At 72.5% G+C, this 14,086-nt stretch carries 13 protein-coding genes; 5 read left to right on the forward strand and 8 right to left on the reverse strand.

Translation table 11 applies throughout. From position 1 onward, the window contains the following. Nucleotides 1-19: 19 nt before the first annotated feature. Nucleotides 20-592 (forward strand): DUF1097 domain-containing protein, encoded by a 573-nt coding sequence (locus B072_RS0135895; RefSeq protein WP_018534818.1) that lies wholly within the window; start codon nt 20-22, stop codon nt 590-592. Here B072_RS0135895 and B072_RS0135900 read toward each other — a convergent pair. The 4 genes from B072_RS0135900 to rpe form a co-directional block, all read right to left on the reverse strand. Next, complete coding sequence (locus B072_RS0135900; RefSeq protein ID WP_018534819.1) at nt 589-906, reverse strand: barstar family protein; 318 nt, start codon at nt 904-906, stop codon at nt 589-591. The two genes, B072_RS0135895 and B072_RS0135900, sit on opposite strands and share 4 nt — an antisense overlap. After that, a complete protein-coding gene (locus B072_RS0135905) occupies nt 903-1,274 on the reverse strand; it encodes a ribonuclease domain-containing protein (RefSeq protein WP_018534820.1) in 372 nt (123 codons plus the stop codon). Before B072_RS0135905 ends, B072_RS0135900 begins: the two co-directional genes overlap by 4 nt. Before the next feature lie 69 nt (nt 1,275-1,343). Next, the gene (locus tag B072_RS0135910; RefSeq protein WP_018534821.1) at nt 1,344-2,327 is read right to left on the reverse strand and encodes a sugar-binding transcriptional regulator; all 984 of its coding nucleotides are present in this window, start codon (nt 2,325-2,327) and stop codon (nt 1,344-1,346) included. A 226-nt stretch (nt 2,328-2,553) separates the two neighbouring features. After that, nucleotides 2,554-3,240, reverse strand: coding sequence for a ribulose-phosphate 3-epimerase (gene rpe / locus B072_RS0135915; RefSeq protein WP_018534822.1), 687 nt, complete (start codon nt 3,238-3,240; stop codon nt 2,554-2,556). 149 nt (nt 3,241-3,389) lie between these two features. Here rpe and B072_RS0135920 point away from each other — a divergent pair, with 149 nt between their 5' ends. Then, a complete protein-coding gene (locus B072_RS0135920) occupies nt 3,390-5,561 on the forward strand; it encodes an MMPL family transporter (protein ID WP_018534823.1) in 2,172 nt (723 codons plus the stop codon). Nucleotides 5,562-5,663: 102 nt separating this feature from the next. Beyond that, entirely contained in the window at nt 5,664-6,227 is a 564-nt protein-coding gene (locus B072_RS0135925) for a dihydrofolate reductase family protein (RefSeq protein WP_018534824.1), read from the forward strand. A 24-nt stretch (nt 6,228-6,251) separates the two neighbouring features. Here the strand turns inward: B072_RS0135925 and B072_RS0135930 are convergent, their stop codons facing one another. Further along, entirely contained in the window at nt 6,252-7,727 is a 1,476-nt protein-coding gene (locus tag B072_RS0135930; protein WP_018534825.1) for an RsmB/NOP family class I SAM-dependent RNA methyltransferase, read from the reverse strand. Nucleotides 7,728-7,829: 102 nt separating this feature from the next. After that, nucleotides 7,830-8,759, reverse strand: coding sequence for a methionyl-tRNA formyltransferase (fmt, locus tag B072_RS0135935; RefSeq protein ID WP_018534826.1), 930 nt, complete (start codon nt 8,757-8,759; stop codon nt 7,830-7,832). 316 nt (nt 8,760-9,075) lie between these two features. Between fmt and B072_RS0135940 the strand changes: the two genes are divergently transcribed. Continuing rightward, nucleotides 9,076-9,633, forward strand: a complete 558-nt coding sequence (locus B072_RS0135940) for a hypothetical protein (RefSeq protein ID WP_018534827.1) — start codon at nt 9,076-9,078, stop codon at nt 9,631-9,633. Between the two features lie 88 nt (nt 9,634-9,721). Here the strand turns inward: B072_RS0135940 and B072_RS0135945 are convergent, their stop codons facing one another. Further along, a complete protein-coding gene (locus B072_RS0135945) occupies nt 9,722-11,869 on the reverse strand; it encodes a primosomal protein N' (protein ID WP_018534828.1) in 2,148 nt (715 codons plus the stop codon). A 71-nt stretch (nt 11,870-11,940) separates the two neighbouring features. Here B072_RS0135945 and B072_RS0135950 point away from each other — a divergent pair, with 71 nt between their 5' ends. Then, nucleotides 11,941-12,762, forward strand: a complete 822-nt coding sequence (locus B072_RS0135950) for a S1 RNA-binding domain-containing protein (RefSeq protein WP_018534829.1) — start codon at nt 11,941-11,943, stop codon at nt 12,760-12,762. Between the two features lie 65 nt (nt 12,763-12,827). Here B072_RS0135950 and metK read toward each other — a convergent pair whose 3' ends face one another. Beyond that, entirely contained in the window at nt 12,828-14,036 is a 1,209-nt protein-coding gene (metK, locus tag B072_RS0135955; RefSeq protein ID WP_018534830.1) for a methionine adenosyltransferase, read from the reverse strand. Between the last annotated feature and the right edge of the window lie 50 nt (nt 14,037-14,086).

Genomic DNA, 14,086 nt, shown 5'->3' on the forward strand with positions numbered 1-14,086 from the left:
CCTCCGCCAAGGAGTCCCCATGCGCGAACGCCTCCCGCACGAAATCGTCGCCTCCGTACTCGCCGGGCTCACGGCGTTCATCGGCGGCAACGCGCTCCATCTGCCGCCCTGGGCGATCTTCATCTCGTGGGCGGGCACGTTCCTGCTCGGTGGCCCGAACCTGACGAACGCCAAGCGGCTCTGGCTCGCGATGCCCGCGGGCTCGACGTTCGCCCTGGTGATCGTGGTGATCGAGAACCACGCGGGCACGGCCTTCGGCGAGGGCCAGTGGGCCCGCAACGCCTTCCAGGCCCTGGTCATCCTCGTGGTCAACAGCGCCCTGATGTACGCGGGCCGGCTGAAGGCGCTGTCCCTCGTCCCCGGCATGTTCTTCGGTTTCGCGAGCTACTTCGCCACGTACTTCGGCGGCTTCGGCCACGACGCAGGGAACATCTGGTCCGCCTGGATCAGCGTCGTCGCCATGAACGCGCTGGGCCCGGTCTTCGCGTACCTGTCGACGAAGCTGACGTTCCCGACGGAAGACGACCGGCCGGCCACGACAGTGCCGCACCCGGCGACGGAGTCCGGGACCCAGCAGGCCCAGCAGGCCTAGAACGGCTGGAAGGCGCCCAGCGCCAGCGTCACGCGCACCGCGCCGGCCTGTTCGAAGATCTCCTGGGCGATGTCCCACTGGTCCGGCGCCCGACGCGCGTAGTCCCGCCACCCGCTGACGACGAGCACGAGTCCGCGTCCGGCGGCCTCCGGCAGTTGCCCGGGGTCGCCGAGCGCGTCGGCGAGCGCGTCCCAGTTCCGCCCGAACCACTGCGGCAGGTCGAGGGCGGCGGCACAGCGGTCCATGAAGCCGGCCTTGTCCGCGACCCCGTCGAGGTCGAGCACCCGGACCGTCCAGTCACCGCTCCCGCTCATCGCAGCACCACCTTGAACGACTCGTAATGGTCATCGGTGTAGTACGTCTCCCCGGCGTCCCCGGTGACGATGCGCCGCGCCCCGCGGTCCCGGGAGCCCGGCGTGGGCACGGTGTACTCGTGGTAGTAGCCGCGCTCGTGCCGCGGCAACTCCCGTTCGTAGTTCCCGAAGACGCTGCCGTCCTTCTCGTACGGGAACGGCCCGCCCCGGTCGATGAGGGTGAGCGTCCGCCGCGCCTCGACGGGCAGCCGGCTCGCCCGCACGGTGGCCATGCCGGAACCCGAGCCGGACTCGGAGCAGCCGACCAGCAGGACGCAGCAGGCCAGCAGCAGACAGAGAAGGCGGACCAGTCGAAGCCGGGGCAGCATGCCCTGATGCTGTCAGAAGTCGGCTGCTCCGGCGATCGAGGAGCGGGGCCCTGGGCGGGCCCCGCGACCTCACACTCCGTCGGGGTCGGCCCGCTGGAGCGCGGGCTTCGGCGTCGACCCTGCCGTCAGCAGGTGATCGGCCGCGGAGGTGTCGGTGACCAGGCTGGTCACGAGGCCCGACCGCAGCACGGCGTCGATGGCGGCGGCCTTGCGCTGCCCACCCGCGATCGCCACGACTTCCGGTATCCGCCGGAGGCGGTCCGCCTCGACGGTGATGCACCGCTCACCCAGGTCCCGCCCGACCCGACGCCCCTGGGCGTCGAAGAGGTGGGCCGACATCTCGGCCGCGACACCCAGCGAGGCGTAGTGCGCGCGCTCCTCGTCGCTGAGCATGTCGTGCACGGTGGAGATGCCCGGCTCCCAGGAGCCGATGGACACGCACGCCACGGTGACCTTGTCGAAGTACTCGAAGGCGCGGGCGATCCCGGTCTGGTTGCGCAGCGCGGCCGCGGTGGCCTCGTCCGGCAGCAGCATCGGCGCGTAGATCGGGTGGGCGTCGCCGCCCGAGACCTGCGCGGCGCGCCGTACGGCCTCGACGGAGCCGCGCTCCGCCGTCCCGGCGTCGTACACACCGGTCAGCTGCACGACGGTGCACGGCGGCAGCCGGTCGAGCGCCGCCGCCATGTGGATGGTGGACCGGCCCCACGCGAGGCCGAGCACATCGCCTTCGGTGACGAGCTCGCCGAGCAGGTCGGCGGCGACCTCGCCGAGGTTCTCGGGGTCGGGCGACTCCTCGGCCTCGGCCGGCGACTCGACGACCACCACGTGCCGCAGGCCGTAACGGGCACGCAGCGCGTCGGAGCGCTCGGCGTCCAGCTCGGCCGGGACCCGGATCTCGATCCGTACGAGATCCCGCTCCAGGGCGGTCTCCAGGACCCGGGCCACCTTGAAGCGGCTGACGCCGAACTCCTCGGCGATCTGGATCTTGGACTTGCCCTCGAGATAGAAGCGGCGGGCCATGGCCGCCGCCTGCATCAGCTCCGCGGGTCCCATCCGCAGGGCTGCGCGTCCCGCCGATGATGCGGACACGGCGATCTCCTCACTGCTCTTTCTTCACGACTCACACGACAACACGGGCGACATCAGTGGGCCACGGCGTTCGACACACAGACCGCGCCCACTGCACGCACTACTGTTCACAACCTGGATACGCCGTTCATCCTTGCAGATCCTGCGGGCTTGATCAGCCCTGATGGAACGGCGTTCATGTATCCGTGGCTCAGTGGTCGCACGCCCAGGAGGCCGACGACGTCGCCCCCGCGGCCTGCTCGCGCAGCGCACGGACCGCCTCGGCCGGGTCGTTCGCCCCGTATACGGCCGAACCGGCGACGAAGACATCGGCTCCGGCCTCCGCGCACCGCTCGATGGTGGACGCCGAGACACCGCCGTCGACCTGCAACCACAGCTCGAGCCCGTGCTTGGAGATCAGTTCACGCGTCCGCCGGATCTTCGGCAGCATGATGTCCAGGAACGCCTGCCCGCCGAAGCCCGGCTCAACCGTCATGATCAACAACATGTCGAGCTCGGGGAGCAGATCCTCGTACGGCTCGATGGGCGTGGCCGGCCTGAGCGCCATGGAGGCGCGGGCGCCCTTGGCGCGGATCTCGCGCGCGAGGCGGACCGGCGCGTGGGCGGCCTCGGCGTGGAAGGTGACGGACCCGGCCCCCGCTTCGACGTACTGCGGCGCCCAGCGATCGGGGTCCTCGATCATCAGATGGCAGTCCAGCGGGGTCTCCGTCGCGCGCGCCAGCGACTCTACGATCGGAACCCCCAGGGTGAGGTTCGGAACGAAGTGGTTGTCCATGACGTCGACATGGAGCCAGTCGGCGCCTTCGACGGCCTTCGCCTCGTCGGCGAGGCGGGCGAAGTCCGCGGAGAGGATGCTCGGGTTGATCTGAACGGCCATGCCCCAAGACTGCCATGCCCGCCGCCGCTTTCCCGCCTCGGTCTGGACCAGTCCCGCATACCGATGCCGAGCCGTGCCCTCGCGTGCCATTGTGGGCGGCCCACAGCACGTACACAGCAGGCAACCGCGCAGACGCAGCGGGGGGCGCCATGGCGGACGTACAGGACGCGGACGTACAGGACGAGGGGATCCGGCGGCGCGGGGTGGCGTGGCTGGTGTGCGGGCGGCGCAGCAAGTGGCTGATGCTGCTGCTGTGGCTGGTGGTCATCGTGGGCACGGCCCCGCTCGCCCAGAAACTCACGGACGCGCAGGACAACGACGCGCAGTCCTGGCTGCCCGGCTCGGCCGAGTCCACCCAAGTCCTGGACCTCTCCAAGGACTTCAGGCCGGAGACCATCCCCGCCGTCGTGATCTACGCGCGCGACGGCGGCCTCACCGTGGCCGACCGCGCCCGGATCGCCGCCGACGCCCGCCAGATCAAGGAGCTGAGCGACCACGGCCTGCGCGGCGCGGAGGCCCGCGGCCCGGTCTTCGACAAGAAGGTCCGCCCGTCGGCGGCGCAGATCCACATCCCGGTGACGATGGACGAGAAGGGCTGGGAGCGCATCGCCCCGGCGGTGGACTCGGTCCGCGAACGGACAGGTACGTCGACCGGCGGCCTCGCCATCCACATCACGGGACCGGGCGGCACCTCGGCCGACTTCTCCGAGGCGTTCGAGGGCATCGACTCCACCCTCCTCCTCTCGGCCCTCGGCATCGTGATCGTCATCCTCCTGTTCACCTATCGCAGTCCCACGTTGCTGCTGGTGCCGGTGGTGAGCGTGGTGGCCGCGCTGTTCACGGCCCAGGCGCTGATCTACCTGCTCGCCGAGCACGCGGGCCTGACCGTGAACGGCCAGAGCGCGGGCATCCTGACGGTCCTGGTCTTCGGCGCGGGCACCGACTACGCGCTGCTCCTCGTCGCCCGCTACCGGGAGGAGCTGCGGCGCCACGAGGACCGCCACGAGGCGATGGCGCTCGCCCTGCACCGGGCGGGCCCTGCCGTCCTGGCCTCGGGCGCCACGGTGGTCCTGAGCATGCTGGTGCTGCTCACCGCCGAGATGAACTCGACGCGCGGCCTCGGCCCGGTCGCCGCGATCGGCGTCGGGGTCGCCCTGCTCGCGATGCTGACGCTCTTCCCGGCCCTGCTGGTGATCTTCGGCCGCTGGATCTTCTGGCCCGCGATCCCGCACATGGGGAGCCCGGAACCCACCGAGCACGGCGTCTGGGCCCGCACCGGCCGCCGCATCGCGCGCCGCCCGCGTGTGGTGTGGGGCGCGACCGCGCTGGCCCTCGCCGCGCTCTCCTTCGGGCTGCTCCAGCTCCGGGCCGAGGGCATCAGCAACGCCGACTCGTTCACCGACAAGCCGGACTCCATCGTCGGGCAGGAGGTGTCCGCGACGTACTTCCCGGCGGGCACCGGCGACCCGCTCGTCATCGTCGCGAACCAGGACCGCGGCGCCCGGGTCACCCGCGCCGTCGCCACCACCGACGGCATCGTCCGCACCAGCATCGGCGTACCGCCGGGCACCAGGGCCGAGGCCGGCGGCCGGGTCCTCTTCGAGGCCACGACCAGCGACCCGTCCGACAGCCAGGCGGCGCGGGACACGGTGGAGCGGGTGCGCGAGGCCGTGCGCGCCGTTCCCGACGCGGACGCCAAGGTGGGCGGGGGTCCCGCGGCCCTGCTCGACATGGACCGCGCGACGACCCACGACAACAAACTGGTGATCCCGCTGGTCCTGGTGGTCGTCCTGCTGATCCTGGGGCTGCTGCTGCGCGCGCTGGTGGCGCCCCTGCTGCTGATCGGGACCGTGGTCCTGTCCTTCGCCGCGGCCCTCGGCGTCAGCGCGCTCGCCTTCCGCCATCTCTTCGACTACGCGGGCGAGTCGACGGACTTCCCGCTGTTCGTCTTCGTGTTCCTGGTGGCGCTCGGCATCGACTACAACATCTTCCTCACGACCCGCATCCGCGAGGAGGCGATCCGCCAGGGCACCCGCCCCGGCGTCGTCACGGGCCTCGCCGCGACCGGCGCGGTGATCACCTCGGCGGGCCTGGTCCTGGCCGGCACGTTCGCGGCCCTCGGCACGCTCCCGATGGTGGCGTTCGCGGAGATCGGCTTCGCGGTGGCGCTGGGGGTGCTCCTGGACACGTTCATCGTGCGGTCGGTCCTGGTGACGGCCCTGTTCCTGGATGCCGGGCCCAAGGTGTGGTGGCCGCACCCCTTGTCGACATCGGACCCGGCTCCTCCGAGCGCGCCCCCTCCGGGCCCGTCCGGCGATTGAGAACCGGGGCACGTCCCCATGACCATGAAGTCGTCGGGCCGATGAGTTTCCCGCGCCTCACCGGTCTGTACGCGTGAGACCGACTCACGGAAGGCCGGCGCCATGCGGAAACTGATCTACGGCATGAACCTGTCCCTGGACGGCTACATCGCCGCGCCCGGCGACGACATCGGCTGGAGCGTGCCGAGCGACGAGCTGTTCCAGTTCTGGTCCGACCAGCTGCGGGCCACCGACCTGACGCTGTACGGGCGCAAGCTGTGGCGGACGATGAGCTCCTACTGGCCGACCGGCGACCAGCAGCCGGGCGCCACCCCGGCGGAGACCGAGTTCGCGCGCCGCTGGCGGGACATGTCGAAGGTGGTGTTCTCCTCGACGATCGACAAGGTCGACTGGAACACCCGCCTGGTCACCGGCGACGCGGTCACCGAGATCACCCGGCTCAAGGCCGAGGACGGCGGCCCGATGGACATCGGCGGCGCCACGCTCGCCGGGGCGGCCATGCGGGCCGGGCTGATCGACGAGTACGTGCTGGCCACCGCGCCGGTCCTGGTGGGCGGCGGCACGCCGTTCTTCGCCGCGCTGGACAGCTGGGCGAACCTGAACCTGGTGGAGACGCGGACGTTTCCCGGCGGCGTGGTCCTGACCAGGTACGAGACGAGGCGCTGAGCACCCCGCAGCGCACACGCCCGCTTACGAGGTCCGCCGGATCAAAGCCAGATACATCGCGTCGGTGCCGTGCAGATGCGGCCACAACTGCACGTCCGGTCCGTCCCCGAGCCCGGCCACACCCTCCAGCATCGGCCGCGCGTCGATGAGTTCGGCCCCACCGACCGACTTCAGCACGTCGTCGACGACGGCCCGGGTCTCCGCGAGGTGCGGCGAGCACGTCGCGTACCCCACGACACCGCCGACCCGCACGGACTCGAGGGCCATCCGCAGCAGGGCCCGCTGCAACGGCCCGAATCCGTCCAGGTCCTCGGGCCGGCGCCGCCACCGCGCCTCGGGCCGGCGCCGCAGGGCCCCGAGTCCCGTACAGGGCACGTCCATCAGGATCCGGTCGAACGTTCCCGGCCGCCACGGAGGCCGCGTCCCGTCGGCGGCGATCACCTGGTACGGCCCGGGATTCCCGTCGAGCGCCTTGGCGACGAGGCCCGCCCGGTGGGGCTGCTTCTCGGAGGCGAGCAGCACGGCTCCCCGCTCCGAGGCGAGCCCGGCCAGCATGGCCGCCTTGCCACCGGGACCGGCGCACCCGTCCAGCCACTTCTCGTCCGGCCCCTCCAGCGGAGCGTTCGCGAGTGCGAGCGCGACCAGCTGGCTGCCCTCGTCCTGCACGCCGGCGCGCCCGGTCCGCACGACGTCGAACGACCCCGGCTCGCCGCCCTCCGCCAGGCGCACGGCATACGGCGACCAGCGCCCGGGAAGCCCGGATTCCTCGCCCACCTCGGCGAGGATCGCCTCGGCCGTGGTCCGCCCCGGCCGCGCCACGAGCGTCACCTCGGGCCGCTCGTTGTCGGCCTCCAGCAGGTCCTCGATCCCGGCACGCCCCCCACCCAGCGAGTCCCACAGCGCGGACACCACCCATCGCGGATGCGAATGCACCACGGCGAGGTGGTCCTCGGGATCCTCGTCGTACGGCGGCGCGACACGCTCCACCCAGGCGTCGAGGTCGTGCTGCGAGACCTTCCGCAGCACCGCGTTGACGAACTTGGCCCGCCCGTCACCGAGCACGACCCGCGCCAGGTCCACGGACGCGGACACGGCGGCATGCGTGGGGATCCGCGTCCCGAGCAGCTGGTGCACCCCGAGGTTCAGCACATCGAGGACGGGCGGATCGACCTCGCGCAACGGCCGGTCGATGCAGGCCGCCACGATCGCGTCGTACGTCCCCTGGCGGCGCAGCGTCCCGTACACGAGCTCGGTGGCGAGCGCCGCGTCCCGCCCGTCGAACTTGTCGGGGCCCTCCTTCGCCCGCGCCTTGCGAAGCAGCGGCGGCAGCACCAGATTCGCGTACGCGTCCCGCTCGTCGACCGCGCGCAGCACCTCGAAGGCGAGCATGCGCACCGGGTCCTTCGTGGGCTTGCGGTACGGCTTGCCGGGCTTACGGGGACGACGGTTCGACGAGGCCGGACGGCCTTCCTGGCCGTGGGGGCCCTGCTGGTCGTTCAAAGGTGCTCCGCTGCTGGATTCGTACGGGCGCTACGCACGGGTCGTACGCCGGGATGAACCCTCCAAGCGTACGACCCGCCACCCACGGCGGGCCTCCCGGCCTCAGCCCAGGCGCTCGCCCGAGCCGATCCGCACCCCGCGCGCCCAGTCCGCGGCGGCCATCGGCTTCTTGCCCTGGGCCTGCACCCAGAGCAGCTCGACGGCGTACGAGCCCGTGCCGACGTACAGATTCTTCTTGCCGACGCTCAGCTCGCCCGGTGCCAGGTCGGTGCGGTCCGGGACCGGCACCGCGGAGCGGACCTTCAGCCGCTCGCCGCGGAACTCCGTCCACGCGCCGGGCGCGGGCGTGCAGCCGCGCACCACGCGGTCGACGCGCAGCGCGGGCGCGGCCCAGTCGATCCGGGCGTCCTCGACGGTGATCTTCGGGGCGAGGGAGATCCCGTCGGCGGGCTGCGGCACGGCCTGCACGGACCCGTCCTCGATGCCGTCCATGGTCGCGACGAGCAGCCCGGCCCCCGCGAACGCGAGCCGTGTCAGCATGTCGCCGCTGGTGTCGGCGGCCCGGACCGCCTCCGTCACCGTCCCGTACACGGGCCCGGAGTCGAGCCCCTCCTCGATCAGGAAGGTCGAGGCACCGGTGATCTCGTCGCCCGCCATGATCGAGTGCTGCACGGGCGCCGCCCCGCGCCAGGCGGGCAGCAGCGAGAAGTGCAGGTTGACCCAGCCGCGCGCCGGCACGTCGAGGGCGATCTTCGGCAGCAGCGCGCCGTAGGCGACGACCGGGCAGCAGTCGGGCCCGATCTCGCGCAGCCGGGCGAGGAACTCCTCGTCGCGCGGCTTGGCGGGCTTGAGCACCTCGATGCCCGCCTCCTCGGCCCGCTCGGCGACCGGGCTCGCGACCAGGCGGCGGCCACGCCCCGCGGGGGCGTCGGGCCGGGTGACGACCGCGGCGACCTCGTGCCGGTCGGAGGCGATCAGGGCGTCCAGAGCGGGAACGGCGACCTCGGGGGTGCCGGCGAAGACGAGCTTCATCGGTGACTGACAGCCTCTCGGGGCGGGGTGACGGGCAGCGCACCAGTCTATGGCGGTACCGCCTCGGCCACGCATCTCGGGCATCGAGGGGCGCACGCCAGAACGTGCGCCCTGCGCATATGCGGATGCGCCCGAACAGCGTGACCCCTCACCGGATGGCGCGTTGGTCAAGGAAGAGTTGACCAGACAACGGGCCGTCATCACTCGTTCGCCGTCAGAAAACTGTCGTCAGAGGCTGTCGTCAGAGGCTGTCGCCGCTCGGTGCCTGACCGGCCCCATCCTTTTCATTTTCATCGCCGGTTCGAGAGGCTTGTAAATGGCCGACCACGCAACCCACGACGCCCAGGCACGGGCCAGCCTGCACCTGCTGGTGCGGGACATCGAGCGGGTCCGGCGGCAGGTGGACGCACTGCGCACCCTCACCGCACAGCTCGGCAACGTGTACCGCCCGCGCCGCTCGGGCCCCTCCGCGGGCTTCGTCGTCTACGGCAGGGCACCCGCCCCCACCGTCCGTCTCGCCCAGGAGCTGCGCGACAGCGTGGAGACCCTGGTGACAGCGGCCGTGGACTTCGACCGTTCGCTGGGGTTCTCGTGGGACGCGGTGGGCTCCGCGCTCGGAGTCACCAAGCAGGCGGTGCACCGCCGTTACGGAGCGCGCCGGGCGGCGACCCAGGCGGCCGCCGAGGCCGAGCGGGGCGCCGAGACCCCGACGACGGCCACCACCACCGCCACCCGCCCCCCGGTACCGATGGGCAGCGGCCCGCTCCCCTCGGTGCCCGCGGCGCGCTCGATGCCGACCCAGCCGACAGCGGGCAGCACGGGCCTGCGCGAAGAGGCGCGCCCCACCGCCTTCCCCGGCCCGCGCAACGGTTGAGCCGAGCACGACGCTGCCTCCCCCTACGTCATGTACGGGGAGGCAGCGGCATGTTGACGCCCGAGCGGCAACCCGGCGTGACGCCGGGTCACCCGATGTCGAGCGGATCCACCCGCACCCGCACGGGCTCGACGCCTCCGCGAGCCATCCGTGCGGCCTGCGCCTGCTTCAGGGCGCGGGCGAGGGCGGCGCCGCTGCCCGGCGGCACCCGCACCAGCGCCCGCTCCCACTGCTCACCGGGCGGCGGTGCCCCCGGCCGCCGAGTGCCGCCGCCCCCGGCCTCGGGCACCGGTACGGGACCCAACACCTCGGCGTCCGACGGCAGTTCGACCGCTCCCAGGAACTCCGCGACCGCCTCCGGCAGCCCGCTCACCGCCGCCATCCGGGACACCGGCGGAAACCCCAGCTCGGCCCGGTCGGCGAGCTCCCGCACCGCGTGCCCCACCGGGTCCCAGCGGACCAGTGCCTGCACGGGGCGCAGCGTCGGTTCGGCGACGACCACGACGGTGCCGCCGGCCTCCTGGGGCCTCACGAGGGCGGACGCGGCGATCCAGCGCCGCAGCGCCTCCTCACCCGCCCGCAGATCGGCCCGCCCGAGCATGGCCCACCCGTCGAGCAACAGGGCGGCGGCATAGCCCCCTTCGGCGACGGGCTCGGCGCCCGGCGTGCTGACGACCAGCGCCGGCGCCGCCGACACCGTGTCAAGGACCTGCTCCCGTCCGGACGTCCGCACCGGCACGGCCGCGAACGCCCGGCCCAGCTCCTCGGCGGTGCGCCGCGCCCCGACGACCTGGGCCCGCAGCCGGGTCCCTCCGCACTCGGCGCACTGCCAGGCGGCGTCCTCCCGGCCGCACCACCCGCAGGCCAGCGCGCCATTGCCCTCGCGCGCCTCCAACGGCCCGGCGCACTGCCGACACCGGGCGGGCTCCCGGCACCGCTGGCAGGCGAGCCTGGGCACGTACCCGCGCCGCGGCACCTGCACGAGGACCGGCCCCTCGCGCAGCGCGCCCCGGGCCACCTCCCAAGCGATGCTCGGCAACCGCGCGGCGCGTGCCGCCTCGTCCCGGGCCAGATCCAGGTCCCCCACGGTCCGTACGAGGGGTGCGGCGCGCCGCACCTCTTCCCGCGGAGCGGCGACAGCGGCGGCCCAACCGCTGCGCACCAGCTGCGCGGCCTCGACGGTGCAGCTCCAACTCCCCGCCAGAAAGGCGCACTTGTCCCGGGCGGCCCGCAGCTCCAGCACTTCCCGCACATGCGGGAACGGCGCGTGCTCGTCGCTGTGGTGCGCGTCCCCGTCGTCCCACACGACGACAAGCCCCAGGTCCCGCACGGGCGCGAACATGGCGGCCCGGGTCCCCACCACGGCGCGCACGGCCCCGCGCCGCACGGCGAGCCACTCCGAGTACCGCCGCTGCTGCCCGGCCTCGGCGGTCAGCAGCGCGTGCTGCCCCGCGCCGAGCACCGCCGTCATCGCCTGGTCGACCCGCGCGGCGAGCCGCACCGTCGGTACGACGACCAGGGCCCCGCGCCCCGACGCCAGAGTCGCCTGCACGGCCCGCGCGATCTCCCCGGCCCACTCCGGCCCGGGCAGCGCGGTCCACACGGCGCGGGGCGCACCTCCCGCGGCAAGCGACGCGACGAAATCCGCCCCGCGCTCGTAGCGCTGCCACGACCCGGGCTCGGGGGCCACCGGCGGCGCGGGCGGCGGCGGGAACTCGCGCGCCTCCGCCTTGGCGTGCCGCGGCGGAACCGCCAGCTGCAGCACATCGGCCAGGCTCCCGGCGTACCGGTCGGCGACGGCCCGCGTCAGCCCGAGCAACTCCGCGCCGAGCACCGGCTCCGGCGACACCACTTGCGCGAGCGCGGCCAACGGGCCCTGGTACTCGGCCTCGGCCACCCGCTCGACGAGGAACCCGTCGATCAGCCCGCCGCCCTCGCGCCGCCCGTCCCGCACGTTCTTCGACCCGGCCCCGAACCGCACCCTGACCCGGACCCCGGGCTGCGCCTGGGCATCCAGCTCCTCGGGCACCGCGTACTCGAAGTACCGGTCGAGATGCAGCACCCCTTTGTCCACGAGCACCCGCGCCACCGGCAACTCCTTGGCGAGCGCCGCCCCGCGCCAGGTCCGTGGCTTGGCCTTCGGCGCCTTGGCCCTGCGCACGCTCTCCCGAATCAACGCAAGCTGCTCCGGCTCACCACCGGCGTCCGGCCCAGGGCTGTCGTTCTCGCTGCTCACAGGTGCATTCCTACCAGAGGGGACTGACAAAGGACCGGGCCGCGAACGGCACCGCCCCTAAGCTCGCGGCCATGTCCCGCCGCCAACCCCCGCCATCCGCCCGCGCCTTCCTGCACAGCCTCGCCCCCGGTGCGCTCGTGTCCACGACGGTGATCGGCTTCGACGGCCACGACGTCGTCGTGGACCTCGACGGCGACGCCGGTCACCACGCCCTCGGCCGCATCCCTCGCCACGAACTCTCCTGGCACCACGTCCCCGACCCGGCGGCCTTCGCTCCGGCGGGCCACCGACTCACCGCGGAGATCCGGGGCATCGATCACGACAAGGGCCTGGTGCGCCTGTCGTCGAAGATCTGTGAGGACCCCGAACTGCGCAGCTACCTGGGGCAGGTACGGCCCGGTCGGCGCGTGTCGGGCACCATCACGTCGATCCATCCCTTCGGCGTCTTCGTCCGCCTCGACGGCGAACCCCCGCACCCCGTCCACCCGGCCGTGGGATTCATCCGCATCCCCTACCTGTCCTGGACGCACTTCGACCGGCCCGAGGACGTGGTGCGACCGGGACAGCGGGTCAGGGTCGAGATCGTCGTGGCGGACGATCACAACGGGGAGGTCGTCGTCTCGCTCCGGGACACGCAGGAGGACCCGATGCTCCGGTTCGCCGACCGCGTCGGCGAGACCGTGACGGGGCGCATCACCAACGTCGTGCCCTTCGGGGTGTTCGTTCAGGTGACGAACGACGGAATCATCGGCCTGCTGCACAAAGACGACCTCACCGCCGATGCCGCCGAGGCCCCTGACGTCACCGTGGGCGACATGATGACGGTCCGCGTCGACGAAGTGGACCTGCCACGACGCCGCGTGGCCCTCTCCCTCGTACGCCACCACGCCTGAGAACGCCGATGGGCCCGGCCCTCCCGAAGGAGGACCGGGCCCACGACGAACGACCGGGCGGAGCCTTACACCCCGGCAGCCTTGCGGAGCGCGTCGACGCGGTCCGTCTTCTCCCACGTGAAGTCGGGCAGCGCGCGCCCGAAGTGGCCGTAGGCGGCCGTCTGGGAGTAGATCGGGCGGAGCAGGTCGAGGTCGCGGATGATCGCGGCCGGACGCAGGTCGAAGACCTCGGAGATCGCGGACTCGATCTTGTCCGTGTCCACCGTCGCCGTACCGAAGGTCTCGACGAAGAGACCCACCGGCTCGGCCTTGCCGATCGCGTACGCGACCTGGACCTCGCAGCGCGCGGCGAGACCCGCGGCCACGACGTTCTTCGCGACCCAGCGCATGGCGTACGCGGCGGAGCGGTCGACCTTGGACGGGTCCTTGCCCGAGAAGGCACCGCCGCCGTGGCGGGCGTAGCCGCCGTACGTGTCGATGATGATCTTGCGGCCGGTGAGGCCGGCGTCGCCCATCGGGCCGCCGATCTCGAAGCGGCCGGTCGGGTTGACCAGGAGGCGGTAGCCCTCGGTCTCCAGCTTGATGCCGTCGTCGAGGAGCGCCTTCAGCTCCGGCTCGACGACGAACTCACGGATGTCGGGGGCGAGCAGCGAGTCCAGGTCGATGTCCGACGCGTGCTGCGAGGAGACGACGACCGTGTCGAGGCGGACGGCCTTGTCGCCGTCGTACTCGATGGTGACCTGGGTCTTGCCGTCGGGGCGCAGGTAGGGGATCGTCCCGTTCTTGCGGACCTCGGAGAGGCGGCGCGACAGACGGTGCGCGAGGTGGATCGGGAGCGGCATCAGCTCCGGGGTCTCGTCGCACGCGTAGCCGAACATCAGGCCCTGGTCGCCCGCGCCCTGCTTGTCGAGCTCGTCCTCGTCGCCCTCGACTCGGCTCTCGTACGCCGTGTCGACGCCCTGCGCGATGTCCGGGGACTGCGAGCCGATGGAGACCGAGACGCCGCAGGACGCGCCGTCGAAGCCCTTCTTCGACGAGTCGTAGCCGATCTCGAGGATCTTCTCGCGCACGAGCTGCGCGATCGGCGCGTACGCCTTGGTGGTGACCTCGCCGGCCACGTGCACGAGGCCCGTGGTGATCAGCGTCTCGACGGCGACGCGGGACGTGGGGTCCTCGCGGAGCAGCGCGTCGAGAATGGTGTCGCTGATCTGGTCAGCGATCTTGTCGGGGTGACCCTCGGTCACGGACTCCGAGGTGAACAGGCGACGGGACACAACGCTCCCTGTGGTTGCAGCGGCTGCTGGCTGATCATTGACGGACGGTA

The organism is Streptomyces sp. HmicA12, assembly GCF_000373565.1.
In the GTDB taxonomy this organism is placed as follows: Bacteria; Actinomycetota; Actinomycetes; order Streptomycetales; family Streptomycetaceae; genus Streptomyces.